Origin of the sequence: Endozoicomonas sp. G2_2 (assembly GCF_017744135.1) — a bacterium.
GTDB lineage: Bacteria > Pseudomonadota > Gammaproteobacteria > Nevskiales > Salinisphaeraceae > Salinisphaera.
Genome location: NZ_JAGHQU010000004.1, coordinates 69943 through 95591, shown reverse-complemented (window position 1 = coordinate 95591; position 25649 = coordinate 69943). Strand labels below are relative to the sequence as shown.

General features: G+C 63.8%; 25 protein-coding genes. 14 read left to right on the top strand and 11 right to left on the bottom strand.

Translation table 11 applies throughout. The features are described from left to right. The first annotated feature begins 189 nt into the window (after positions 1 to 189). From hemE to J7355_RS06185, 6 genes are all read left to right on the top strand, one after another. Complete coding sequence (gene hemE / locus J7355_RS06210) at positions 190 to 1236, top strand: uroporphyrinogen decarboxylase (RefSeq protein ID WP_209060950.1); 1047 nt, start codon at positions 190 to 192, stop codon at positions 1234 to 1236. A gap of 165 nt (positions 1237 to 1401) precedes the next feature. Continuing rightward, positions 1402 to 2337, top strand: coding sequence for an acyltransferase (locus J7355_RS06205; protein WP_209060949.1), 936 nt, complete (start codon positions 1402 to 1404; stop codon positions 2335 to 2337). Next, a complete protein-coding gene (locus J7355_RS06200; protein WP_209060947.1) occupies positions 2334 to 3086 on the top strand; it encodes an SDR family NAD(P)-dependent oxidoreductase in 753 nt (250 codons plus the stop codon). The genes J7355_RS06205 and J7355_RS06200 overlap by 4 nt, the downstream gene beginning before the upstream one ends. A 3-nt stretch (positions 3087 to 3089) precedes the next feature. Then, positions 3090 to 3281, top strand: coding sequence for a hypothetical protein (locus tag J7355_RS06195; protein WP_209060946.1), 192 nt, complete (start codon positions 3090 to 3092; stop codon positions 3279 to 3281). A 150-nt stretch (positions 3282 to 3431) separates the two neighbouring features. Next, a complete protein-coding gene (locus J7355_RS06190; RefSeq protein ID WP_209060945.1) occupies positions 3432 to 4289 on the top strand; it encodes a cytochrome c oxidase assembly protein in 858 nt (285 codons plus the stop codon). Beyond that, positions 4286 to 4891 carry an SCO family protein gene (locus tag J7355_RS06185; protein ID WP_209060944.1) on the top strand — a complete coding sequence of 202 codons (606 nt, stop codon included), beginning with the start codon at positions 4286 to 4288 and terminating at the stop codon, positions 4889 to 4891. The genes J7355_RS06190 and J7355_RS06185 overlap by 4 nt, the downstream gene beginning before the upstream one ends. 248 nt (positions 4892 to 5139) lie before the next feature. Here the strand turns inward: J7355_RS06185 and J7355_RS06180 are convergent, their stop codons facing one another. The 4 genes from J7355_RS06180 to J7355_RS06165 are packed head-to-tail and all read right to left on the bottom strand — an operon-like array spanning position 5140 to position 9791. Beyond that, positions 5140 to 6483 carry an MFS transporter gene (locus tag J7355_RS06180; RefSeq protein WP_209060943.1) on the bottom strand — a complete coding sequence of 448 codons (1344 nt, stop codon included), beginning with the start codon at positions 6481 to 6483 and terminating at the stop codon, positions 5140 to 5142. A 39-nt stretch (positions 6484 to 6522) separates the two neighbouring features. Then, on the bottom strand, positions 6523 to 7758 hold the full coding sequence (locus tag J7355_RS06175; protein ID WP_209060941.1) for a cyclopropane-fatty-acyl-phospholipid synthase family protein: 1236 nt from the start codon (positions 7756 to 7758) through the stop codon (positions 6523 to 6525). Further along, positions 7748 to 8533, bottom strand: coding sequence for a DUF1365 domain-containing protein (locus J7355_RS06170; RefSeq protein ID WP_209060936.1), 786 nt, complete (start codon positions 8531 to 8533; stop codon positions 7748 to 7750). The genes J7355_RS06175 and J7355_RS06170 overlap by 11 nt, the downstream gene beginning before the upstream one ends. Then, on the bottom strand, positions 8526 to 9791 hold the full coding sequence (locus J7355_RS06165; RefSeq protein ID WP_209060933.1) for an FAD-dependent oxidoreductase: 1266 nt from the start codon (positions 9789 to 9791) through the stop codon (positions 8526 to 8528). Before J7355_RS06165 ends, J7355_RS06170 begins: the two co-directional genes overlap by 8 nt. A gap of 249 nt (positions 9792 to 10040) precedes the next feature. Here J7355_RS06165 and J7355_RS06160 point away from each other — a divergent pair, with 249 nt between their 5' ends. From J7355_RS06160 to J7355_RS06150, 3 genes are all read left to right on the top strand, one after another. Further along, positions 10041 to 11012 (top strand): malate dehydrogenase, encoded by a 972-nt coding sequence (locus tag J7355_RS06160; RefSeq protein WP_209060926.1) that lies wholly within the window; start codon positions 10041 to 10043, stop codon positions 11010 to 11012. A 109-nt stretch (positions 11013 to 11121) separates the two neighbouring features. After that, the gene (locus tag J7355_RS06155) at positions 11122 to 12909 is read left to right on the top strand and encodes an asparagine synthase-related protein (protein WP_209060924.1); all 1788 of its coding nucleotides are present in this window, start codon (positions 11122 to 11124) and stop codon (positions 12907 to 12909) included. Positions 12910 to 12981: 72 nt separating this feature from the next. Further along, positions 12982 to 13860, top strand: coding sequence for an FkbM family methyltransferase (locus tag J7355_RS06150; RefSeq protein WP_209060922.1), 879 nt, complete (start codon positions 12982 to 12984; stop codon positions 13858 to 13860). Between the two features lie 19 nt (positions 13861 to 13879). Here the strand turns inward: J7355_RS06150 and J7355_RS18010 are convergent, their stop codons facing one another. The 4 genes from J7355_RS18010 to glpK all read right to left on the bottom strand — a co-directional run bounded on the left by J7355_RS18010 (position 13880) and on the right by glpK (position 18574). Next, on the bottom strand, positions 13880 to 15058 hold the full coding sequence (locus J7355_RS18010; RefSeq protein ID WP_209060921.1) for a glycosyltransferase family 4 protein: 1179 nt from the start codon (positions 15056 to 15058) through the stop codon (positions 13880 to 13882). An 85-nt stretch (positions 15059 to 15143) separates the two neighbouring features. After that, entirely contained in the window at positions 15144 to 15971 is an 828-nt protein-coding gene (locus tag J7355_RS06140) for a hypothetical protein (protein WP_209060920.1), read from the bottom strand. Beyond that, positions 15968 to 16870, bottom strand: coding sequence for a hypothetical protein (locus J7355_RS06135; protein ID WP_209060919.1), 903 nt, complete (start codon positions 16868 to 16870; stop codon positions 15968 to 15970). Before J7355_RS06135 ends, J7355_RS06140 begins: the two co-directional genes overlap by 4 nt. 216 nt (positions 16871 to 17086) lie before the next feature. Next, positions 17087 to 18574, bottom strand: a complete 1488-nt coding sequence (gene glpK / locus J7355_RS06130; RefSeq protein WP_209060918.1) for a glycerol kinase GlpK — start codon at positions 18572 to 18574, stop codon at positions 17087 to 17089. A 63-nt stretch (positions 18575 to 18637) separates the two neighbouring features. Between glpK and J7355_RS06125 the strand changes: the two genes are divergently transcribed. Continuing rightward, a complete protein-coding gene (locus J7355_RS06125; protein ID WP_209060916.1) occupies positions 18638 to 19588 on the top strand; it encodes an alpha/beta hydrolase in 951 nt (316 codons plus the stop codon). Between the two features lie 27 nt (positions 19589 to 19615). Further along, positions 19616 to 20446, top strand: coding sequence for a DUF547 domain-containing protein (locus J7355_RS06120; RefSeq protein WP_209060915.1), 831 nt, complete (start codon positions 19616 to 19618; stop codon positions 20444 to 20446). Between the two features lie 42 nt (positions 20447 to 20488). Here the strand turns inward: J7355_RS06120 and J7355_RS06115 are convergent, their stop codons facing one another. The 3 genes from J7355_RS06115 to arsS all read right to left on the bottom strand — a co-directional run bounded on the left by J7355_RS06115 (position 20489) and on the right by arsS (position 22970). Beyond that, positions 20489 to 21253 (bottom strand): anti-sigma factor, encoded by a 765-nt coding sequence (locus J7355_RS06115; protein WP_209060913.1) that lies wholly within the window; start codon positions 21251 to 21253, stop codon positions 20489 to 20491. Beyond that, complete coding sequence (locus J7355_RS06110) at positions 21253 to 21816, bottom strand: sigma-70 family RNA polymerase sigma factor (protein WP_209060909.1); 564 nt, start codon at positions 21814 to 21816, stop codon at positions 21253 to 21255. Before J7355_RS06110 ends, J7355_RS06115 begins: the two co-directional genes overlap by 1 nt. 194 nt (positions 21817 to 22010) lie before the next feature. After that, positions 22011 to 22970 carry an arsenosugar biosynthesis radical SAM (seleno)protein ArsS gene (gene arsS, locus J7355_RS06105; protein WP_209060907.1) on the bottom strand — a complete coding sequence of 320 codons (960 nt, stop codon included), beginning with the start codon at positions 22968 to 22970 and terminating at the stop codon, positions 22011 to 22013. Positions 22971 to 23076: 106 nt separating this feature from the next. Between arsS and hemB the strand changes: the two genes are divergently transcribed. From hemB to J7355_RS06090, 3 genes are all read left to right on the top strand, one after another. Further along, complete coding sequence (hemB, locus tag J7355_RS06100) at positions 23077 to 24078, top strand: porphobilinogen synthase (RefSeq protein ID WP_209060905.1); 1002 nt, start codon at positions 23077 to 23079, stop codon at positions 24076 to 24078. Between the two features lie 117 nt (positions 24079 to 24195). After that, positions 24196 to 24864: a lipopolysaccharide kinase InaA family protein gene (locus J7355_RS06095; protein ID WP_209060903.1), complete on the top strand. Its 669-nt coding sequence runs from the start codon at positions 24196 to 24198 to the stop codon at positions 24862 to 24864. Then, positions 24851 to 25588 (top strand): class I SAM-dependent methyltransferase, encoded by a 738-nt coding sequence (locus J7355_RS06090; RefSeq protein ID WP_209060901.1) that lies wholly within the window; start codon positions 24851 to 24853, stop codon positions 25586 to 25588. Before J7355_RS06095 ends, J7355_RS06090 begins: the two co-directional genes overlap by 14 nt. Positions 25589 to 25649 lie beyond the last annotated feature (61 nt).

The following is a 25649-nucleotide window of genomic DNA, read 5'->3' as shown; positions in this document are numbered from 1 at the left end:
AGGCGCGAAGAGGCCAACCCTTGAGGTACGGCTTCATCTCGGCGGCTTGGCGTCTTTGCGTGAGCAATCCCCGGCCGTCGATGCCGTCGCACCCAGGGTCGCTATCGCCGTGGTCCGCCGAGCCGTTAAACTGCGCGCAATTCTTTTCACGGATGCCGCGATATCGCGGCGTCTCGGCACGAGTGCGTTATGTCTCACGATCGCCTGCTCCGCGCGCTAAGACGCGAACCCGTCGACGTCACCCCCGTCTGGCTCATGCGCCAGGCCGGGCGCTATCTGCCCGAGTACCGCAAGCTGCGTGAACAGGCCGGCAGTTTTCTCGACCTGTGCCAGAACCCCGAACTGGCCTGTGAGGTCACGCTGCAGCCCCTGCGCCGCTTCGAACTCGACGGCGCGATTCTGTTCTCCGACATCCTCACCATTCCGGAAGCGATGGGCCTCGGCCTGCACTTCGTGCCCGGCGAGGGCCCGAATTTTCATCATCCGGTGCGCACGCCGGACGACATCGCGAAGCTCACGATGCCGGACATGGAAGACAGCCTCGGCTACGTGCCGGCCGCGGTACGCCTTATCCGCCGCGAACTCGACGGCAAGACGCCGCTGATCGGCTTTGCCGGCAGCCCGTGGACACTGGCGACGTATATGGTCGAGGGCGGCCCGTCCAAGACCTATCAGCACATCAAGACGCTGATGTATAACGCGCCCGACGCGCTGCATCAGCTCATGTACCTGCTGGCCCGCTCGGTCGCGGCCTATCTGAATGCCCAGATCGCGGCCGGCGCGCAGGCGGTGCAGATCTTCGACACCTGGGGTGGCGTACTCACCCCTTCGGCCTATCGCGCGTTCTCGCTCACCTACATGCAGCGTATCGTCGAGCAGCTCGAACCGGCACCGGATGGCAGCACTGTCCCGGTGATCCTGTTCACCAAGGGCGGCGGTCCGTGGCTGGAATCCATGGCGGCCACCGGCTGTCATGCGCTCGGTCTGGACTGGACGATCGACATCGACGAGGCCCGCGAGCGGGTCGGCGACCGCGTCGCGCTCCAGGGCAATCTCGACCCGGCCATGCTGTACGCGCGGCCGGACGTCATCCGCGACAACGTGGGCGACGTGTTGCGACGCTTCGGGAATCACCCGGGCCACGTGTTCAATCTCGGCCACGGCGTAACGCCGCAGGTGAACCCGGATCACGTCGCCGCGCTCGTGGACGCCGTCCACGAACTCTCGGCGCGCTGACAAGAGAACGCCGCCGGCGGCCAGTCGCCTGGGTGACGCCGCCTGCGCGGCGTGCGCGGTCGGCGGTTCCGGTGCTATCGCGTGCCCGGATGCGGCTTGGCCTTGTCACCGGCAACCGTTACATTGCGCGCATCCACTTGCCGGGCGGGGTACGCACCGATTTCCATGAAACGCGCGCTAGAAAATATTCGCGGGGCCATCGCCATTCTGGGCATGGTTCTGGTGACCCTGATCGGGTTCATCCCGCTGCTACCGGCCTGCCTCGCCAAGCTGCTCTCGCCATGGCCGGCGGTTCGCAAGCCCGCGACGCGTGCCGTGCTCTGGGTCGCCGTCTGGTGGGCGCGCGGCATCAACGCGGTGATCCTGGGCATGGGTCGCTCGCGCGTAACGTACGACCAGCAGGTTCCCGACGACCCCAACGGGCGCTATGTGGTGATCGCCAATCACCAGTGTTGGGCCGACGTGATGCTGCTCTGCCACGTGATCGAGCCACAGCTGCCCTTCCCGCGCTATTTCATCAAGGAGCAGCTGCGCTGGCTGCCGGTGGTGGGCCTGGCCTGCTGGGCGCTCGACTTTCCGTTCATGAAGCGCCATAGCCGCGCGGAAATTGAAAAGAACCCAGCCCTGCGCACCCAGGATATGGAAACCGTGCGCCGCTCCTGCGCGGTGTTTCGCGACCAGCCGGTATCGGTCGTCAACTTCGCGGAAGGCACCCGCTCCACCGCCGCCAAGCGCAAGGCCGCGAACTCGCCCTATCGCGCGCTGCTGCCGCCCAAGGCCGGCGGCACCGCGTTCACGCTCAACGCCATGCACGACGTGCTCGACGGCGTGCTCGACATGACCTTTGCCTATGTGAATCAGCCCGAACCGACCTTCTGGGACGTGCTGTGCGGCCGGGTGCCGGAGATCGTGATCCGGGTGCGCAAACTCGACGTACCGCGCGATCTGCTGACCGGCGACTACATGGGCGATGCCGACTACCGGGCACGGTTCAAGCGCTGGCTCGAACAGCGCTGGGCGGAGAAGGATGTCGAGGTCACGGCACTTCAGGACCCGAGCCGCTCGGCGACTCGTTTCTCCGAGACCGAGGACACGCGATGAGTGCGAAACGCATCGTCTGGATCACCGGCGCCAGTTCCGGCATCGGCGCGGCCCTGGCCGAAGAAATGGCACGCCACGGCTGGCAGGTCGCCGCCAGCGGCCGCGATCAGGAGCGGCTGGAGGCCGTCTGTGCCCGCATGCCTGCGGCCATTCATGCGTTTCCCCTCGATGTGACGGACGCTGCGAAGTGCGAGGCCACGGCCGCGGACATCGTCGCGCGGCTGGGGCCGATCGATCTCGCCGTCTTCAATGCCGGCGTGGGCAGCAATTTCTCGGTCGATCGCTACGATGCGAACGACGTGTTCGACCGCATGCGGGTGAACTACGGCGGCGCGGTCAACGGCATCGGTGCAGTGTTGCCGGCCATGCTCGCGCGCGGTAGCGGCCATATCGCGCTGACCGCCAGCGTGGCGGGTTTTCGTGGCCTGCCGGGTGGCGGCCCCTACTCGGCTTCCAAGGCCGCGATGATCGCCCTGGCAGAAAGCCTCAAGCTCGACCTTACCGGGCGCGGCGTCGATGTGAGCGTGATCACGCCCGGTTTCGTGCGCACACCGCTAACCGAGAAGAACCGCTTTCCCATGCCCTTCATCATCGATGTGGACGAGGCCGCCCGCCGCACGCGCCTCGGCCTGGAAGCACGGCGTTTCGAGATCACGTTTCCGCGTCGGCTGTCCTATTTCCTCAAGCTGCTGCAACGGCTACCGTATGCGCTGTACTTTCCGATCATCCGCCGTATCGCGGGGCTGTAGCGCATGAACACCATCGTCTGGGTCATCATCGTCATCGCGCTCGTTGTGGCGGGCCTGGGCCTGCTGCAATGGGTACGCCGTCAGATTGCAGCCAGCCGCGAGGACCTCAAGCACGTCGATCGCAGCAAGCTGCGCGACCTCGACGAGGACGCCTGGGCCGAGGAAGAGCGCGAAAAGGACGACTGGAAGCGCTGATCACTGCGCGGCGTCCCGCGCCGTTCCATGACATCCCGCGCGCCCTGCGGCACGTATCAACGGCCGCGAGCCAATTAGCCGCCCGCACGACAGACATGTCGCGTTCGCACCGCCAGAAACCGACGGCTCACCGAGTGACGCCATTGCCGCATGACTGACGAGATCATCCGCTGGATCACGCCCTGGGAGCCACAGCCCTGGCTGATCGCTGTATTCGCCCTGGTCGCGGCCTGCTACCTGCGCGGTCTCGTGCGTCGCCGCCGGGCACGCGATGCCCTGCCCGCGCTGGCGTTCCTTCTCGGCCTGGTGTCGATGTATGTCGTCATGCAGACGCATGTCGACTACTACGCGCAATACATGTTCTTCATCCACCGTGCGCAGCATCTGATCCTGCATCATCTCGGCCCGTTCCTGATCGCCCTGTCGATGCCGACCGCGATCCTCGCAGCGGGCGCGCCCGCCTGGTTGAACCGCGGCATGCGCGGGCTCGGGGCGCTGCCGCCGATCAGCTGGAGCTATCGTTTCATCCAGCACCCGGTGATCAGCGCGGTGCTTTTCGTAGGCCTGATCTATTTCTGGCTCACGCCGTCGATCCATTTCACCGCCATGCTGTCCGCACGCGACTACTGGCTGATGAACCTGTCCATGGCTGTCGATGGCCTGCTGTTCTGGTGGTTCATGCTCGATCCGCGTCCGCCGGGCACCACCCGCACCACCTATTCCACCGGCCTGCGCATCATCGTGCTCTGGGCGGTCATGCCGCCACAGATCGCGCTCGGCGCCTATATCGCGCTCGCGCCGGATACCGTCTACGACGTCTACGCTGTCTGCGGGCGCGCGTTTCCGATCTCGCCTATCGTCGACCAGCAGCTCGGCGGCCTGATCACATGGATCCCCGCGGCGATGATGAGCGTTGTCGCCACCCTCATTCTGCTGCGCTTCGGCTTCGTGCACGACCGCAGTCCGGCCGTCGCCGCCGGCACGTCCACCAAGGAGTCTCCGACATGACCGCCCGATCCTTTCAGCGCCACGCGATCGCGGGCCTGCTGTGCGCCGTTCTGATGCTTGCCGGCTGTGGCGGCGAACCGGAATACACCGCGCACGACATCGCGGGCGTGATGCCCGATCTCGCCTTCGAGCTCACCGACGACCAGGGCGAGACGGTGACCGAGGCCGACTACGACGGCCGGCTCAAGCTGCTGTTCTTCGGCTACACCAATTGCCCGGATATCTGCCCGGCGACCATGTCGCGTATCCGCGCCGCGCTTGGCGGTCTGGATGACGACGTGCGCGACGACGTGGACGTGCTGTTTTTGAGTGTGGACCCCGAACGCGATACGCCGAAGCGCCTGGAACAGTACACATCGAGCTTTGGCGACGCGTTCGTCGGCCTGACCGGCAATCAGGACCAGCTCAAGACGCTGACCAAGCGCTACCGCGTGACCTACGGCTACGGCGAGCCGAACGACAACGGCTTTTATCTGGTTTCACACAGCAGCGCGATCTTCGTATTCGGGCCGGAGGGCCGCTCGCGGCTGCTCGTGAACCAGACCGAGACGGTGGATGAACTCACCGCCGATCTGAAAAAGCTGCTGGCGAGTCTCGAATAGCCGAAGGCGGCAGTTCGATCACGTCGCGATATCAATCAACGTGAGGCGCGATTTCGGCTGATGCGACCAGGCCCTGTTTTGCCTCACGCAAAGGCGCGAAGACGCAAAGTGACAGAGGGCACGCTTCGATCACTCACCTGCATCATTCTTGGCGCCTTGGCGGCTTTGCGTGAAACCATTCCATCTGTCGCCGTGAGTCGCGTGGCGATGACCGGCCACTGACCCACGCGCGCGGTCACGAGAGGTGATCAGGCGCTCGCCGAAGCGGCGCCACGTTCCCGGCCGATGCTGTCTTGCAGCTCGGCATGGCGACGCCGATCGAGCGGGAAATTCCACATCAACGCGACCACGCCCAGCTTGATGACCACCGGCAACAGACCGTAGAGCACGGCGAGTGTCCACAGCGCGGTGGCATCGTTGTCCTGCGCGGCATCGAAGCCGGCCAGCCATAGCACCGGGTAGGCGATGCCGAGCGCGATCGCGAACGCCAGCTTGGTGGCCATGCCCCAGAGGCCGAAGTACAGCCCGGCGCGGCCGTCACCGCCGGCGGCGGTGTCCTCGTCGATCACGTCGGCCTGGATGGATGCCGCGATCGCCTGATCGACGCCGAGGCAGGTGCCGCCGAGCACGCAGATGATCCCGTAGCCGATATAGCTGCCCTCACCCAGCGTGAGCGTGAAGACGAACACGAAGCTCACCCAGAGCATCGACGCACACCAGAGCCGGTGCTTGCTCCAGTTGCGCCCGATACGCAACCAGAGCGGCAGGCCGGCCACCGCAGACAGGAAATAGATAGCCAGAAAGATCCCGCCGGTGACTTCGCTGCCGCCGAGAATGGCGGTGACGAAGAACAGGAACAGCGCTGCCGGCAGACCGTTGGCCGCACCATTGAACAGGTAGGCGATCAGCAGCCGCCGGAACGGTGCGTTGAGCGCCAGCAGCTGCGCGCTCTCACGCCAGCGAATACGCGAGGCGTTCTCGCCGGCCGGCTCGGCCACGCGCCAAAGAAACAGCGCGGTGGCGATCGGCAGCGCCACCACAAGAAACACCGCGATCGCCGCAAGACCCGCCCCGGCGCCGCCAGCCAGCCGTTGGGTGAGCGCGGGCAGCATGATGGCGATGAGCGTGCCGAGCACGAAGAAGCCCTCGCGCCAGGCGGTGATGCGCGATCGCTCGTCGTAATCGCTCGACAACTCCGCACCCAGGGTCGTGTACGGCAGGTAGATCAGCGTCCAGCCGAGATAGGCGAGAATGCTCCAGACGAGCAGATAGGCCGCGCCGGCATTGTCCGGCGGCATGAACAGAAACCACGCGGCCAGCATGAGCAGTGGCGTGCCGGCCGCGATCCAGGGTCGGCGCCGGCCAAAGCGTGTCTGCAACCGGTCCGAGGCGCTGCCGATGATGGGATCGGACACCACGTCGAACAGGCGCGCGACGAAGATCAGAATGCCGACGATGCCGGTGTTCAGGCCTGGCATCTGTGAATAGAACGGCGGCAGATAGACTACAAGCGGCAGGCCGAGCGCGGCCAACGGCAAACCGAGAATGCCGTAGGCACCCAGCCGGTCCAGCGCCATGCGCGGGCCGCTCATGCCGCCGTCACATGCTGTCGTTCGCCGAACCGGTGCCGGTCAATCACGTTCGAGCGCAATCTGCATGAGATCGATATTCCCGGAGGTGAACCCCGCCGCACAATAGGCGAGATAATAGCGCCACATGCGAAAGAACGGCTCGCCGCGTTCGGCGACGATCGCTTCACGCGCTTCGCAGACCGCGTCATCCCAGCGCATGAGGGTGCGTGCGTAGTCCTTGCCGTAGAAATCGGCCTCGCGGGGGACCAGCCCCTGTGCCGCGGCCTTCGCCCGGAAAATCTCGGGCGAAGCCAGCATGCCGCCGGGGAAGACATATTCCTGGATGAAGTCGACGTTGGCGCGGTAATAGTCGAAGCGTTCGTCCTCGATCGTGATCGCCTGAATGGCGGCCCGACCGCCGGGCTTGAGCGCATCGCGAATGGCTTTGAAGTAGGTCGGCCAATAGGCTTCGCCGACGGCCTCGTACATCTCGATCGATACCACGTGGTCGTAGGTGTCGGTGACGTCGCGATAGTCGCGCAGTTCGAACTGCACGCGGTCGGCGAGACCCGCTTCGCGTGTTTTCGCCTCGGCAAAGCGCAGTTGCTCGGTCGACAGCGTCAGGCCGGTGACATGGCAGCCGCCCTGCTCGGCCGCATAGCGGGCGAACCCACCCCAGCCACAGCCGATCTCGAGAATATGATCGCCGGGCTTGGCGTTCAGCCGCGCGAGCAGCCGCGCATACTTGCGCCGCTGCGCGTCGGCCAGCGGCTCGTCGGGGCGGGCGAAAATCGCGCTGGAGTAGGTCCAGGTCTCGTCCAGCCACTGAGCGTAGAAATCGTTGCCCAGGTCGTAGTGGTACGCGATGTTGCGCCGCGAACCTGCCCTGGAGTTACGCCGCAGCCGATGGCGCACCGCGCTGATCAGGGTATAGAGATGCTGCAGGCGCGAGAAATCCGGCTCGAGCGCGTCCTCGTTGAGATGCAGCAGGTAGATGAGCGTGGCGAGGTCGTCGGTATCCCATTCGCCGGCCATATAGCCTTCCGCGAAACCGATCGAACCGGCCTTGAACAGGCGCGTGACCATCGCGGGCGTGCGGATACGCAGCGCCGCGGACGGCCCCGGCCGCTCGCCCGCGAAGATCGCCAGCGAATCGTTGGGCAGCGTGACTTCCAGACGGCCGGTATGCAGGCGATCCAGCCGCTTGACGACCTGCCGTTCGCGCCAGTTGGTCGGCTCGCCGGCTTGGCGGGTGGCGCCCGCCGTCCGGTTCAGTGCCGTGAATTCATGAGACATTCGGTTTGTTCTGGGTCGGTTTGCGGTGGAATACGGCGCCGCGCAGCCAGAGCTTGAGCGCCTGCCAATGGATCGCCGCCGTCACTTTCATCGTCATGAACGGTACGCGCGAAACCGCGAGAAAGATGTTGGCCGTGGTCAGCGCCCGCCGCTCGCCCGTGAGCGTGGTCGCGATTCGAAGCCGCCGCGCCTCGTCGGCCTCGGCCTTCTGGAACAGCCGGATGCCAACACCGAGGCGCGCGGCCGGCTCGGCGAAGTGGAAACGATAGGCCCCACTGCGATCGATGAACGGCGAGACGTGAAACGCCTTGGCCTTGTGCTGCGCCGCGCCCCAAGCCAGGCGCGCGCCGTGCTCGTGCAGCACGTAAAAATGATGCTCGCCAAAAGTGTTGTGAACCTCCACAACGATCGCCCGCAGCCCGCCATCGGCGTGTCGGCAATAGAACACGCTGATCGGGTGAAAGCCGTAGCCGAAAACGCGCGGCATGGTCAAAAGCTGGACGCGCCCGCCGTCAAGATCGACCCCATGCCGGTCGAGCAGCCCGTCGAGCCACGTCCGCAGACTTTGGTCGGCACGATGCGCGCCGTGATCCGCATCGTTGAACGACAGCACGTTGAAGCGATTGCGCGAGATCAGCGCAGACATCGCGCATGCGTCGTCGATCGCATCGATATCGAGCAGCAGATAAAAGCTGCGATAGGCGAACCGATAGCGCGGCCGGCCGGGCCGCCGGTGCATGACCCGGCACCGGTAGAGCGCGGCCGGGCTAGCCATCGCCACCGCTCCAAGGGACGGTCGCGCCCAGCGCCCGCGCCACGCGCACGCCCGAAGCCAGACCGTCCTCGTGAAAGCCGTAGGCCGTCCATGCACCACAGAACCAGGCACGATTCACGCCCTGAATCTCGTCGAGCCGTTTCTGTGCGGCGATCGCGTCGCCGTCGAAGACCGGATGATCGTATTCGATCTCGCGAATCACGTGCTGCGGGTCGGGCTCGGTCAACGGGTTGAGGCTGACGATGTACTGACGCTCGCCGGGGATCGACTGCAGGCGATTCATCCAGTAACTCACCGCCACGCGCTGGTCGTCGACGGCATCGCGATCGGCCAGGTAATTCCAGGACGCCCACACGCCCCGCCGCCGCGGCATCAGCGCCACGTCGCTATGCAGGATCGCGCGATTGGGCTGGAAGCCGAACGCGCTCAGCAGAGCACGCTCGCGCGTGCTTGCATCCGCGAGAATCCGGCGGGTCTGGTCGGCATGGCAGGCGAAGATGACGCTGTCGAAAGTCTCGGTCTCGCCCGAGCGCAGCGTGACGTGCGCGCCCGCATCGTCGCGGCGCACCCGCGCCACCGGGCAGGCCAGGCGCAGCCCCGCCCCCAGTCGACGCGCAATCGCCTGCACATAGCGCTGGCTGCCGCCGACGATAGTCTTCCACTGCGGCCGGTTGCTGAGTTCCAGCAGGCCGTGGTTGTTGAAGAAATGCATGAATGCGCCGACCGGAAAATCGCGCATGTTGGCGGTCGGCGTGGACCAGATCGCGGCGGCCATGGGCAGCAGATAGCGCGCAGCGAAGGCATCGCTGTAATCGTTTCGGTCGAGAAACTCGCCCAGCGACATCGAGGGCAGCGCGTCGGTGGCGATCAGCTGCCGCGCCTGACGATTGAAGCGCACGATATCCGCAATCATCCGCCAATGCCTGGGATCGAATGCACGACTTTTCTGCGCGAACAGTGTACGCCAGCTGTCGCCCGCCCATTCGACCGCACCCTGGCCTATGGACACAGCGAACGACATGTCGCTGTCGCGCGTGGGCACATCGAGAGCGGCCAGCAATCCTTCGAAATTCGGGTAGTTACGGTCGTTCAGAACGATGAAGCCGGTATCGACGGGCTGATCGCCCGCCATCACCGTATTGGCGTGCCCGCCGGCGCGGTTGGCCGCCTCGAACACCGTGACCTCGGCCACGCCGTCCAGCAGCCAGGCCGCACCCAGTCCGGCAATCCCGCTGCCCACGATCGCGATTCGCTGCATGTCATCCCTTCAAGCGCGCGCGCAAGCCAACGCCGTGATTACGGCGCCCGTGGCTGCACGGATGCTTTTTTACCCATTTTGGCGTTTCGGCTATGCTTTGCGGCGACTTTCGACAGGGTGTCGCCACTCACGGCCCAGCCGCGTTGCGACGGTCAGTCTAACGAAATTCGGCACGACCGCCCGCGCGAAGCGCCCGGGTCCGGCTTCAACATCCGTTCATCGTCAGAACATTTCCTCCAAGGAGCAGCCATGAAAGAACCCGTACGCGTAGCTATCACCGGCGGCGCCGGCAACATCAGCTATTCGCTTATCTTCCGTATCGCCGCCGGCGACATGCTGGGCCCGGACCAGCCGGTGATCCTGCAGCTGCTCGAGATTCCGCCGGCCATGGATGCGCTCAAGGGCGTGATCATGGAAATCAACGACTGCGCCTTCCCGCTGGTGCACGGCGTTTCCGGCACCGACAAGCCGGAGGAAGCGTTCAAGGACGCGGATATCGCCCTGCTGGTCGGCTCCAAGCCGCGCGGCAAGGGCATGGAACGCTCGGACCTGCTCAAGGCCAACGGCGACATCTTCTCGGTCCAGGGCAAGGCGCTCAACGACAACGCCTCGAAGGACGTCAAGGTGCTCGTGGTCGGCAACCCGGCCAACACCAACGCGCTGATCGCCGCAGCCAACGCGCCGGACCTGGACAACAAGCAGTTCACCGCCATGATGCGTCTGGACCATAACCGCGCCCTGTCGCAGCTGGCCCAGAAGACCGACAGCCAGGTCACCGACATCGACAAGATGATCGTCTGGGGCAACCACAGCGCGACCCAGTACCCGGATATCAGCCAGGCCACCGTGAACGGCAAGGCCGCGCTCGATCTGGTCGATCGCGACTGGTACGAAAACGACTTCATCCCCACCGTGCAGAAGCGCGGCGCAGCGATCATCGAAGCCCGCGGCGCCTCCAGCGCTGCCTCTGCCGCCTCCGCCGCCATCGATCACGTACGCGACTGGGTGATGGGCTCTGACGGCATCGTCTCCATGGGCATCCCGTCCGACGGCAGCTACGGCGTCGCCGAAGGCATCATGTTTTCCTATCCGGTCATCTGCAAGAACGGCCAGTACGAAATCGTCCAGGATCTCGAGATCGACGAATTCAGCCGCGGCCGCATGAAGACCACCGAGGACGAACTGCGCAGCGAGCGCGAGGCAGTCTCCGAGTTGCTGTGAGACTAAAGCCGTCGCCTCGATCGAGAGCGGCGGCGTCTCTTTCGAACGGGTCACTACGTTTTAAGGACCTCGACTTCCTATTCGTCAGAGAGCGAGCGAAAATCGCCACATGCCCGAATTCGCAAGCACACTGGACAGCGGAACCGCTCTCATGGAATCCGCTGACTGGTGTTATCTCGCCCCCGGCGCTGGCGCGGAAGACATCGCCGCAAAGGTCCGCGAGTTCTATGCCCCTTTCTTCGAACCTGCGATCGAGATCGTCAGCGGGACGTGGGGGCGTATCGTGCTCACGAGCGTTGTGGCCCGCTCGTTCCGATACTGGCGCGACGAACAGTTCCTATTATTCTGGGCCGGCACGCTTGAGCACCTGACCGACCCACAACGGTTATGCGCTGCCGTGACAGGTATGCTGGATGACGACCAGGTGCTGGCGAACCTGTCCGGCCAATTTGCCGGTGTCGCCATCCATACGCCGACCGGCCGCTACGGCGTATTCTCCGATCACTTGAGTACCATTCCCGTGTTCTGCGGCCCTTCCGTGGCCGGGGCACAGGTATGCGCGACGCATGCCGATCTGGCGGCACGGCTGAGCACGCCGGCAGCTACGATTGATGACGTAAGCTTGGTCGAGCTACTGGTAAAGCGCCGGCCGACTTTCCCATACACGCTCTATCGCGATGTCGAACAACTCGGCCCCGGCACCGTGGCCTACAGAACGACACCGCAGCAGAACATAGAGACACGTCGCTATTGGCGGTTGCCCAGCCGCTCCGGAACCCAGGAAACCGGCGATACCGCCATCGCCCTGCGTGAACGCTTCGTCGATGTAGTGGGTCGCCGGCTCGCGTCAGCACAACGAGTCGGCATCCTGCTTAGTGGCGGGGCCGATTCCCGTATGGTTCTCGCGGCCACGCCTGGCCCTGTCGAAAAGCATTGCTTTACCTTCGGCGAAGGCTCGAATATCGAGTCCGAAACGGCCGAGCGTATCGCCCGCTCTCAAGGCGTGCCCTGGCACTTCTGTCAACGCTCGCCTACGCATTACCTGGACCAGATCGAACCGGTCACCCGGCTGATCGGATACCAGTACGAGGCCCTGCAGCCACATACCTTCGGCATTGCCCAGCGGCATGGCTTTGCCGATTACGACTGGATCGCCGGCGGCTGGTTTGCAGATACTTATCTGCGTGCGTGGTATATGCCGAAACAGCATGCGCCGCTGGGCAAGTACGGACAGCCGCGTCGGCCGGAAGCAGACCCGGTAAGCGAGTTCTGGGCAGAGTTCACCGCGCCAGAATACCTCGCTCCCGAATATCGCCAGGCATTGGCCGAGCGCTGGGCGGAACATTTCCGTTGGATCGAAAGCGAGTTCGACGATAACCATGCGGAATGGGCGCAGATCTGGCCTGTCACGCAGCACCCCCACCTTGCCGGCCACCATGGCTCCCGCCGCATGTATCGGGCGTTCGAACCCTTTATGGACCATCAGCTACTGGCGATAGCGGCTCAAGCCCCCGCCCGCGCCCGTATCGACGGCAGCCTGTTTCGGCAGATGGCGCGGCCACTGCTCAAGCCGACCCGCGGCATACCGCACGCGGACGGCTCGATCCCCTATCACGGGCCTTGGGTCAACGTTCCGGTAAAGTTTGCGATGCGCAAGATACGTCGTGTCCAGCGCAAGCGCCGTAGCGATAGTGGCACACCCTCGGGCTCCTGGCCTTCGTGGCCGAGCCTCGTGGGTTCGCAGTCCATGGCCGATGCACTGGCTCGCCACCGGGCCTGCATGGATCGCCTGACGCCGTTATTCGACCCGTCGATCGAGACACCGCTCGAAGCACTCGGTACGAAGGAACGCTTTCGTCTACTCCAACTCGCGGTTCTGCAGAAGCATCTGAACTAACGCGTGCCGTTCGGTGCGATGCTACGATTTCGACGCCATATGCGCCTGTGCCTGCCAATGACTCTACTCTTCATGCGTTTTCTGCGTCGCCTGCCCCCGGGTATGCGCCGGATCGTACTCAAGCGCGTCGACGGTGAGGGGCTCGACCGCAGCCTCGCGAAACACGGCGAGATCGCCTACCGGCACGAAGGGCGTCTGGTTCATGTCGACCTTCGTGACCGGGTCGGTCGCCAGATGGTCAAGCATGGCTTCACCGAACAGCCATTCATCGCGCTGGTCAGACGGCACTTCACCGATGCGCAGGGCTGCTTTCTGGATATCGGGGCGAATCTGGGCAACTACGCGCTGACGCTCGCACCCTACTTCGCGAAGACGCTGGCTTTCGAGCCCAATCCTCCGGTATTCGCCAGGTTGCAGCGTAATGTCGAAGCCAACCCGAAGCTGCGCATAGAAGCGTTCAATATCGGCCTGTCTTCGACTTCAGGAACGCGGGCCTTCTTTCCCAATACCCAAGGTAATTCCGGCGCGTCGGGCTTTGAAACCAGACGAGAAGGGATCGAGCCGCTGAAGCTTGAAACCCTGACCGGCGACGAATTCGTCGAGAATCTGGAACAGCGTATCGCCGCGATCAAGATCGATGTCGAGGGGCACGAGTTCGAAGTCATCCGCGGGCTGAGCAGAACGATTGCCCGGGATGAGCCGGTTATCTTCATGGAATGGCTCGGCGAGACCATGGAGGCCAAAGGCGGCTTCGAAACGCTGCATGACCTGCTTCCCGGCTACACTTTTCTCGCCCCCGCCGCTCTCAGCAACGACGGCCGGCTCAAGACCGCTGCACCAAAGCACAGGCTGACCGAGCTCACGCCTCTCGTTGCGCCGTACCGACGCAAGTACAACATGATCTACTGCGTACCGGACAAGCAGGTCGGGAAACTCGCCTTGCGACGCTGATACAAGCCGACCGGGCTTTTTAGCCGGAGCTTACCCGTCCTTCCCGGTTGAAGCGGGTTACGGCATCCATGACCGCGTCCGCGTGACGCGAATAATCAAAGCGACTCCGGGCTTCTTCAACGGCCTGGCGACTCATGCGCTCGTAGCGTACTGGATCGTCGAATAGCCGTTCGATCTCGACCGCGGCTTTCTCGGGATCGACGATATGCGGCTCGCGAATGTTGTCGCTCGCCGGATCGTAGACATAATCGGGCAGCTTGTCGGTCTTGCCACCAAGGTTCCGATAGACGGAAAGATCCAGCGTGGGCTGAAGAACGATACCGGAGCTGCCGTGCGTGACGACTTCGGGCAAACCGTCGACGTTGCTCGTGATCACCGGGCAGCCGTGAACCATCGCCTCGACATTGACTGCGCCGAAAGGCTCCCGCAGCGCCAGATGCAGAAGACAGTGGACCGAAGCATAGAAGGCGCTCATATCCCGTACCAGTCCGTGCAGAACGACGTGATCCTGAACGCCCAGCCTGTCGATCAGTTGCTCGATGACCGACTGGTCGTTGCCGGTCCCGGCAACGTGAAGCTCGGCGTCCAGACCTCGGCGTTGGAGTGCGGCGATCGCATGTACCGCTAGCACCACGCCCTTTATCGATTCCAGTCTTGCTGCCACACCGATCCGGATTGGTTCATCCGACGGAAACACCCGCGCCATCGACGCGGCGGGGACGATGTTCGGGCGCAAGGCATTGAGGCACAGGGCGATGTCTCCCTGAAAATTCCATCGAAGCTGGAGCATGCGCCGCGAGGCGTGCGAATTCGATAACGCACACCTGACTTCCGAGAGCAGGCGTCGCTTTTCAGCCTCCTCGCCGGGAAGCCAAGATGAGCCGCGATCCCAGTAGATACAGCGCCCACCGCCCACCGCTCGCACGGCGCGCCAGTTTTCGCCCATGCGGTTCCAGAGCAAGGCAACGTCCGGTCGCGCTGCCCGGGCGATACGGCGTTGGTGGGCGACCCGGGCTGCGGGTAGCCAGCTGGGTATTTTGAACCGGGCGGTACGCTTTTCGAATGCCACCGATACCGCATCGCCCGTGATGTCCTCCACCAGATGGGGATGGACCCGCCTACTGCATGCGATGACCGCATGCTCGACATCGTAGTGGCGACGCGTGTAGTGGATGAATTGGGCGAACTGGTGCTCCACACCGCCCACCGTGCCGAGACTTACATAGTGCAGTATCCGCATGGCGCGTTGGCCTTATCTCGTCGTTGCGGTATCGAAAAGCGGGCTAATCGAAGGAGGATGGCATGCGGGTAACGCCGAGCTGGTTCGCCATATAGTGCTCCAGCTGCGGGCGTGCATATTCTCGGATGATGCCGTTGGTGATATGTACGATGCACGCCACCTGCTGGTCGTTGTCCACGATATGGCGCAGAAACATGAAACCTTCCTGCGGCAGGTGTGCAGGCCCATCGTCACCGGCGACCGCATATAGACACGCCTGGTCGGACCCCCAGCGCCCGGTACGAACCATGCCGTACCAACGCCTGATGATCGGCATGCCTTTTTCCATGTTCACGAGCACGACCCCGCCATGGAAAGCCCCTGGGCACGGCTTGACGTCCGAATAGCAGAGCACCGGCGCACGCTCGAGTTCGGGCTTCATGCGTCGGTACCAGGCATGGATCGACGAGGTGATTACCAGATCCGAATCCAGATAGAGATAGACCGGCTCATCCACATACTCCATCAATACCTGCTTGCAGCTCTTGGCAATCAGACGGTGTCGGGTGGGCGGCACCGCGACGATGACGACGTTATCAAGTGCCTCGAACAACTCGGGCAGATCGGTGATCACGTAGACAGGACCGCTGTATTCGCCTCTACCGCGCAGCGAAGCGATCATGCTCAAGCACCAGTCCGCATATTTGTGGCCCATGGCCACTGCACCGATCGCAAGCTCCGGGCAGGCAGGATCGGGACGTACCTGCGCCGCGCGCTTCCCATAGCCCCGCCCCCACCGCAGCCGCGAGCGCCACAGCAGATCGCGGCGGCGGTGCCGCAGGCGCCGGGACAGCGGGCGCTCGTCGCCCGGGTTCTCAGTTGCTGCGCTCATTGCTCTTTCGCCTGAGCCGTAGTGCCAGGCTGGGACGGTTCTCGACCAAAGCTCTCCGGAATACGTTCCAGACCCGCGACATGAGAAAGATAGGCTTTGATCTCGTCCGCCGAATAGCGCCGCATCAGGCCATTGGTGACGTGGATGAACGTTCCCGGCGGCGTCATTGCACGGTGTTCGCTCGGATCGAAATTCGCGCGATCGGGTCCGAGGATCTGATGCAGATAGATCAGTTCCTCGTCCTCGAACCGTGCCACGTCGTCCTCCGTGATAATGGAGTGCATGGACCATTGGTCCAGCTGATAGCGGCCGGTTCGGATCAGACGCAGCCAGCGGTCGAAGAATGGACGCACCCGCGCGCGATCCATCAGCATAAGACCGGCATGATAGGCACCAGCCACCGGCATGTTCCCCGTGTAGAGGACCAGTGGCTTCAGCGCGAGCTTCGGACGCGCTCGCTGGTACCACTCGAACAGCGGTTTACCGATGATGATGTCCGCATCGATATAAAGCAGCGTCTTTTCGCCGACCCAATCAAGTATCAGCTGCTTGCAGCTCTTGGTGACCAGCCTGTAGCGCGTGTATGGCACCACAATCGTCTGGACATTGTCGAGACCCTCGAACGGCTTCGGGTTTTCAGTAACGACATAGACCGGGCCGTGATAATTGCCGCGCTTGCGCAGCGAGTCGATCATACTCAGACACCAGTCGTGGTACTTGGGCAGGATCGCGATCGCATAGACGGCCAAACCTGGAAAATCCTTGTCCTCACGCCCCGGTGCATCGGGTAACCGGGCCTCATCCTTCAAACGCCGGCGCCACGTCCAGTCGCGGCGCCGGTGACGAAGCCGTTGACTTATTGTGCGATTCGGTTTCAACGGCGTGGGTTTTTCGGCCATGGTTTATTACTGAACGAATTCCGGACGACAGTTTAACAAGAGCACTGCGTTGGCTGCGGCCGCGTACAGCTATTGGATTTGGGAGGTGCCGCAGCTGGTACTTCCGCCGCTCTTCCCCTTTCGCTCGCCTATGGACTGCAATTACCGGCAGCGACGGTTCTTGGCGAGAAGAACACACCCCACATAGCCTACTAAGCGAGACAGGTTAAAGCGAGGCTATTCGCCGCACCGCACCCGCTCTACCGCCTCGCGCCAACCCTCATAGAGCGCATCCACTTCGCCTGCCGATTTCTTGACCTCGAAATGCCGTTCCGAACGCCAGAGATCGCCGATCGCGTCGAGCGAATCGTACAGGCCGACCTGCAAGCCCGCCAGATAGGCGGCGCCTAGCGCGGTGGTTTCTATGACCTCGGGCCGTTCGACCGGGGTCTGCAGAATATCGGCGAGACAGCTGCAGACGAGGTCGTTTGCGACCATGCCGCCGTCGACACGCAGCTCCCGTGGCGGCGATGCATCGTCGCCGATGGCATTGACCAGATCGCGGGTCTGGTAGCAGGTAGATTCGAGTGCGGCGCGTACGATCTGCTCGATACCGGTGTCGCGCGTGAGGCCCAGAATCGCGCCCCGCGCTTCCGGGTCCCAGTAGGGGGCGCCCAGGCCCGTGAACGCCGGCACGAGATAAACGCCGCCCGTATGCTCGACCGACGACGCCAGCGCCTGAGTCTGCTCGACCTTCTCGAACATGTGCAGGGCGTCGCGCAGCCATTGAATGGCCGCGCCAGCGACGAATATCGAGCCCTCCAATGCATACGTGGTTCGGCCGTCGATGCGATAGGCGACCGTGGTAAGCAGGCGGTGCCGCGATACCACGGCCTCCTCGCCCACGTTGAGCATTAGAAAACAGCCCGTGCCGTACGTTGACTTGCACATGCCGGGCTCGAAACACGCCTGGCCCACCAGTGCGCCCTGCTGGTCACCGACCAGCGCCGCGATCGGGATTTCCGCGCCCAGCGCGTCAACGGTGCTGTGACCGAAATCGCTCGCCGTATCGCGCACCTCGGGCAGCAGTGCGCGCGGGATGTCGAAGAACGCCAGAAGCTCGTCATCCCAGGCCTGCTCTCGGATGTTGAACAGCAGAGTTCGCGACGCATTAGTGGCGTCCGTGGCATGAACCGCGCCACCGGTCAGATGCCATAGCAACCAGCTGTCGATCGTGCCGAAAGCCAGTTCACCGGCCTGCGCCCTGTCGCGCGCGCCGTCGACGTGGTCCAGCAGCCAGGCGATCTTGGTCGCCGAGAAGTACGGGTCGAACAACAGCCCGGTCTTTTCCTGCAGCCACGCTTCGGTCTTTTCGTCTGCGAGTTGGCGGCACCGCTCGGCGGTTCGCCGATCCTGCCAGACGATCGCGCGGTGAATGGGCTCGCCCGTTTCGCGATCCCAGACCACCGTGGTCTCGCGTTGATTGGTGATGCCACAAGCTGCGATGTCGCTCGGTGCCAGGCCCGCGTCGCTGATCGCCTCGCGCGAGACGGTCAGCACATCGGACAGAATCTGCTGCGCGTCGTGTTCGACCCAGGCTTCGTCCGGGAAATACTGTTTGAACTCTCGCTGGGCGCGACCACGGATGTGCCCTTGCGCATCGAAAACAATCGCACGGCTACTGGTCGTGCCCTGGTCGATGGCGAGCAGATGATTCGGGCGCATTGGCGGCTCACTCGTTTTGTGGAAGGATGCAGCTTCCGTGGTGTCTGCCTTGAAGGTCAACCGGTGACATACGAATCGCAGCAGGTCAGTGCCGAGGGCGGCACCCGGCTGGTGGCGTATCGCTGGCCCGCGAGCGTTCGTGCCCGGGCGTCACTAGTCATCGTCCACGGCATGGCCGAGCATGCACGACGCTACGCGCGCTTCGCCCAGAAACTGGCCCGGCGCGGCATCGATGTCCACGGTTTCGATCTGCGCGGGCACGGCGCGACGACGCGTTCCGTCGACCACGGGTTTCTCGGCGACCGGACCACCTGGGACACGCTGGTGGACGATGTTCAGCGCATCCGCCGGCGGGCGCGCGAGAACAGCGGTGGCGCGCCGGTATTCCTGTTCGGCCACAGCCTGGGATCTTTCCTGGCGATGAGCGTACTCCAGCAGCATGGCCACGAGTACGCGGGAGCGATTCTCAGCGGCGTCGACAAACCCGGGCGGCTGCAAACGCGGCTCGCGGCGCTGCTCGCCCGTATCGAAATCGCACGCATGGATACGACAGGCGCCAGCGATCTGCTCCAACGCCTGAGTGTCGGGGCCTACGACCGACGCCTCAAGCGCCGTCTCGGCGACGACCGGCCCAACGGCTGGCTGTCGAGCGATGCCGCGGCCGTGACGGCCTATGAATCCGATCCGGACTGCGGCTTCGCGCTGCGGGCCGGCGCCTGGCATACGGTGCTTCGCGGCATCACCCGCAGCCAGGGTGCCCATGCGCGTCGTCGCATTCCGGTCGATCTGCCACTGCTGGTGATCGCCGGCGGCGACGACCCGATGGGCCAGTTCGGCCGCGGCCCGGAACGCCTGGCCCGCGCACTGGAAGGCGACGGTCAGCGCGACCTGCAACTGCGCGTTTACGAAGGCCGTCGGCACGAGTTGCTGCACGACAGCGCGGCCGATACGGTAACCGACGATATCCGAAACTGGATCGACGCCCGGCTTGGCCAACAGCTCGCCGCAGGCTGATCGACGCCGTATTTTCAAGGAGTCCGTATGCGCTTGTACGCACTGGCGCTGGTCGCGCTCAGTCTGGTCGTGTCGGCCACCACGACCCTCGCAGCGCCCAAGGCCGAGCTCTGGCCGCGTTGGGAGACGCACGACGCCGAATCGACCGCGACCATCGATCACGGCCGCTATGACGCGTTTCTGCAGAAGTACGTGGCCCCGCACGAACACGGCCCCAACGGCGTGCGCTACGCGCAGGTCAGCGACGCTGATCGCGCATCGCTGGGCGACTACCTGGAAGCGATGCAGCAGATCGATATCGCCCGGTACAGCCGCCCGGTGCAGCGCGCGTACTGGATCAATCTCTACAACGCGAAGACACTCGCGCTGGTGGTCGACAACTATCCGGTCGACTCGATCCGCGACATCGGCGGCGGCATCTTCACTTCCGGCCCGTGGAAGAAAAAGCTGCTGCAGGTCGAAGGCGAAAAGCTGAGCCTCAACGATATCGAGCACCGCATCCTGCGGCCCATCTGGCACGACGGATTGACGCACTACGGCGTGAACTGTGCCTCGATCAGTTGCCCGAGCCTGCGCGCCAAGGCATACACCGCCGACAACCTGTACGCCGCGCTACGCGCGAATGCGCGGGATTACGTGAACAGCGGCGAAGGCGTATCGATCGACGACGACGAAGTCACCGTCTCGAAGCTCTACGACTGGTACGCGGCAGACTTCGGCAACAGCACGCGATCCATAGTCAGCCACCTGCGCCAGTATGCGAACCCGGGCCTGTCTGCTCGGCTCGACATGCTCAGCCGGATCGATCAATACGCCTACGACTGGGCGCTCAACGACGAGGCCGATCTGTCGGAGTAAGCGCTGCCGCGAGTCGCGGCGCGATCGCCGCTTCTGGCGGATTCAGCCGGTTCGGCGAGCGATCGGCGACGTCCACATGAGTTTGCCGCTGGGCGCACTCGCCTGACTGGCCGAGCCTGCGTCCTCCATGAACACCATGAGTTGCGCGGGCTGATCCATGGATCGGGCCACATCGTCCGGCATGGTCATCTCGTGATCGCCATGCGTATGCGGCCATTTACCGAGGAGCACGGGCGCGCCGTTCTCGGGCTTGAACCACAGGCGCAGTACCTTGCCTTCCGGCACGTCGTAGTCGCCCATGGCGACCACTTTCATCTTGTGGCCGTTCTTCGGCGCGGTGACCAGCCAACTCATACCGGTTGGCTCGTCATAGACGACGCTGGCATAAGCGGGCTGCGGCGCTTCTGCCGGCGACGCCTCGCGTTCGGTCGAGCCCGTAAACAGCATCGCCGCCATGACCAGAGCGGCTACCGATGCCACCAGCGCCACACCGCGCCAGATCGGCCCGGCGCTGTCGTTCGCTGCGGGCTGGCCCGGCGGCGCGACGCCCGCCTCGGCGGTGTCGCGATCGGGCGCCCGCAGGCCCAGTTGTCGGGTCACACCGTCCCACACGGCTGCCGGCGGCTCCACTGGCGCGGGCGCAAGGCCGAGCGCCCCAAGGCGCTGCTCCCAATAGGCCAGTTCGGCGCGTGCCTCGGCGTCGTGCATGAGCAGCGTTTCGAAGCGGCTGCGCTCACGCGCGTCCAGCGTACCGAGCACATACTCGGCGGCCTGGAGAATGCGTTGTTCCTGTTCGGACTCGGACATCACGCGCGCTCCGCCAGGCATTCGCGCAGACGCATGAGTCCGCGGCGAATCCAGCTCTTGACGGTACCCAAGGGTGCATCCAGGCGCTCGGCAAGCTCCTGGTGCGTGAGTCCTTCATAGTAGGCGAGCAGCACGCTATCGCGCTGCTGTGGTTGTAGCGTTTTCAAGCAGACTCTGATCGCGTCGAGCGATTGCTGGTTTTCGTTTTCTTCAAGCGGCGACAAGGCCTGCTCATCCTCGAGCAGTGTTGCCATCATGTCCGGCTCCTCCGGCATGGCCACTTCCGGGCGCTTGCGCCTGAGCACATCCAGCGCGCGGTAGCGGGCAATCGACAACAGCCATGTCAACGGCGCTCCCCTTTCCGGCGCGTAGGTGTCGGCTTTCTGCCATACGCGCACATAAGCATCCTGAAGCGCGTCCTGTGCGCGCTCCGGGTTACGCAGGATACGCAGCAACAACGCATAGAGTTGCGAAGACGTGGCGGCATAGAGCCGCTGGAATGCCTGTTCGTCGCCTCGCGCGGTCGCGGAAAGCCACTCGGCAAGCTGTTCTCTCTCGGCCATGGGCTATACGCCTGCCGTCGCAGACGGGCACGGCGCGACGCCGCAGTACCGGGCTGATGCCGGCCGCGCGTCGAGACGACGTTCTAGGACGCTGGCACTACTCATGCGTGGACTCGCTATCCGTTTATCGGGGGTAGTTTGGCGACAAATCCGGCCCGACTCAATTGCGAGGCGGGCGAGGAACGCGGCCGGGGTCAGTTCAAGGCGCCGCCACAGCTGCTGCCCTGCCCGGCGGTGCAGCCGTAGCAGTGGTCGCCGATGGCAATCGCGCGACGGGCGAAATCGGCGTCGATCAGCTCGCTCAGATGCACGGCATCGCCGCCGCCAAGCGGCATGTCGAGCATCTGGTTGAAATCGCAGTCATAGACATAGCCCTGCCAGCCGACGCTGATCAAGCCGCGGCACATGACGCTGGCCACGTTCTCGCTGCGGTGGGCATCGCGCAGCAGCGCCATGTATTCGCCCATGCGCTTTTCGCGCAGCAGCATGTGGGCATAGCGTTTGATGGGCATGTTCGCGATCGTGAACAGATTGTCGAAAGCGATACCGAACTTGTCGTCCAGAAAACGCTTGTAGTCGCTTTCGAGGGTGTCCTGTGGCGGCGGCAACGTTGGCGAGACCGGGTTATAGACCAGGTTCAGCGCCAGACCGCTGCCCGGCTGCCCATAGCCTACGTCGTTTAGTTTCTGCAGCGCGGCGATGCTCGCATCGAACACGCCCTTGCCGCGCTGCGTGTCCACGTTGTCCGCTGTGTAGCACGGCAGGGAGGCAATCACCTCGACCTCGTGATCGGCGAGGAAACGGGGCACCCACGCGTAACCCGGCTCTTCGATGATGGTCGGGTTGCAGCGATCCATCAGATGCACGCCCAGGCGCTTGGCCTCGGCCATGAACTCACGAAAATGCGGATGCATTTCCGGCGAGCCGCCGGTGACGTCGAGGTTGCGAATCCCCTGCGCCTGTATGAACTCGAGGGCGGTGTCCATGGTCTCGCGCCCCATCAACTCCGTACGCTTGGGACCGGCTTCCACGTGGCAGTGCGTACAGGCCAGATTGCACAAATAGCCCAGATTCATCTGCAGCGTGTGCAGCGCATCGCGACGTATGGGTGGGAAATCCGTGGCCGGGACGGTGGTTGCTGTTGTCGTGCGCATGACGATCGCCTCGCGCTTGATTCGGTTGCACACGATCTTAGCAGGAGTTGAAAGCGCGGCGATCGGCACGCACGTAGAATGCACCGACCCAACAGGATTTCATGCCATGCCGTACAGCTTTCCCGGTCATTACCCGGCCACGCGCCTGCGCCGCGGTCGCGCTCACGCGTTCTCGCGTCGGCTTGCGCGGGAAACGCGTCTGTCGGTCGACGATCTCATCTATCCCGTTTTCGTGACCGAAGGCGAGCCGGTCAACGTCACCGCGATGCCGGGCGTACAGCGCCACCCGTTGGACGGCCTGATGCGCGAGATCACCGACGTCGCCGCGCTGGGCATACCGGCGGTGGTGCTGTTTCCGGTCATCGATCCGGACAAGAAAACGCCGGACGCCGAAGAAGCCGCCAATCCGGACGGCCTCATTCCGAAGGCGGTACGCGCGATCAAGCAAGAGTTCCCGGAGCTGGGCGTCATGACCGACGTCGCACTCGACCCCTACACCAGCCATGGTCAGGATGGCGTGATCGACGGCGACGGCTATGTCCTCAACGACCCGACCGTAGACATCCTTGTGCGCCAGACGCTGGCCCATGCCGATGCCGGCGTGGATATCGTCTCGCCCTCCGACATGATGGACGGCCGCATCCAGGCGATGCGCGCCGCGCTCGAGGCCAACGGGCACGTCAACACGATCATCATGTCCTATGCGGCCAAGTTCGCGTCGAGCCTTTACAACCCGTTTCGTGAAGCACTCGGCTCCGCCGGCAACCTGGGCAAGGCCGACAAGCGCACCTATCAGGTCGACCCCGGCAACACCGACGAGGCGCTGCGCGAGGTCGCGCTCGATCTGAAGGAAGGCGCCGACATGGTCATGGTCAAGCCCGGGATGCCGTATCTGGATATCATCCACCGGGTAAAGGAAACCTTCGGCGTGCCGACCTTCGCCTATCATGTCTCCGGCGAATACGCGATGCTCAAGGCCGCCATCGAAAACGGCTGGCTCGACGAGCGCACCGCCGTGCTCGAATGTCTGGGCAGCTTCAAACGCGCAGGCTGCGACGGGATACTGACCTATTTCGCCAAGGATGCGGCGCGGTGGCTAGCAGAATAAACACGATGGTGCATTGCCGGTGATCATCGTCTTTCTGTCGTGACGGAGGCAGCGCCGCCAGACTGGTCGACGCGCTGGCAGCATGTCCCGAGCGGCCCCCTGGCAGGCCGCTGGCGAATGCACGCGCGCCAGGGGTTCGATCCCGGTGCGATAGGCAACGACTGGCATTTGCTGCGCGACGGACCGCACTCGCGAATCCTGGAGCACCGACAGGCACCGGCTGCCGTCGTCAAGTTGATCGAGCCGCGCAGCAAGCCGCGCGACTGGCTACGAAAATACGGCCTTTCGCAGGCGCGCAGGGAACATGTCGGCAGCACCATTCTCGCCGAACTCGGGCTGCCTACCCCCGAAATCTACGGCTGGGGCGTGACGCTGGCCCCGACGGCTCGCTACGAATCGATTCTGTTCATGGAGCAATTGCAAAATTTCACCTCCGGTCTCGCCGTGATCCGCCAGGAACGCGATGCCGTACGGCGTCGGCAGTTCCTTGAGCTGGTCGCCGCAGGCGTGGCCAAGATCTATGGCAACGGCTATCTGCATAAGGACTGCCATTTCGAGAACGTATGTTGGCTCGACCACGGCCCTTTGGTCTGGATAGATAACGACGTGCGCCGCAGCCGCGACCTGTCGGCGTCACGAACCGGACTGACAAAAACCCTCCGTCTGCTCAAGAACACCGCCCGGAACGACTTGAGCAATACGGAATGGCAAGGTTTCCGCCAGCATCTTTATGGCAAACTCGCGACCCAGCCATTAGGAGTTCGTCTCGCCGATGAAATTCGCTGAAGCCGCCGCAGCCCTCAAGGGCATCCCGCATATTTCCCGCCATAGCGCGCAGATCCTCTACGATTTCATCCTGACGGCGCGGCCTGCGAACTGTCTCGAGCTCGGCTTTGCCCACGGGGCAAGTAGCGGCTATATCTGTGCCGCGCTCGACGAACTCGGCAGCGGCCGCCTCACAAGCGTCGATATCGAGGCAAGCCGCAATTTCGAGCCCACCATCGAAGAGACGCTTTCCCGAATGCAGTTGGCTCAGTATGCGGACGTGCGGCGCGAAAAGAACTCCTACAACTGGTTTCTCAAGAAGCAGGTCGAAGCGCAGACCCGGGACGGGCACTGCACCCCCTACTACGACTTCGTCTTCATTGATGGCAGCAAGAACTGGACGATCGACGGCCTTGCATTCTTTCTGGCCGATAAGCTGCTGCGCGAAGGCGGGTGGATACTGTTCGATGACTACGAATGGCGCTACGCCGACGCCGTCGAACGCGGCAAGCATGCAACCGACGGGGTAAGCATTCGCGAACTCTCCGAAGATCAGGTCGATGAGCCCAACGTCAAGGCGATCTTCGAACTGCTGGTGGCCCAGCATCCGAATTATTCGAATTGCCAAGTGCAGGACCGATCCTGGGCCTGGGCTCAGAAAGTCGCCGGCCCCAAAGAGATCGTCCATACGCGCAAATCGCGACTCGCGAGCCGCCTGGGTCGCTGGAAAGCATCACTGGGCTAGTCCCGTTTCCCGATTGGCAGACCGCTTGCCATACGGCAGAACGTCTGGGCCGCTGAAAAGT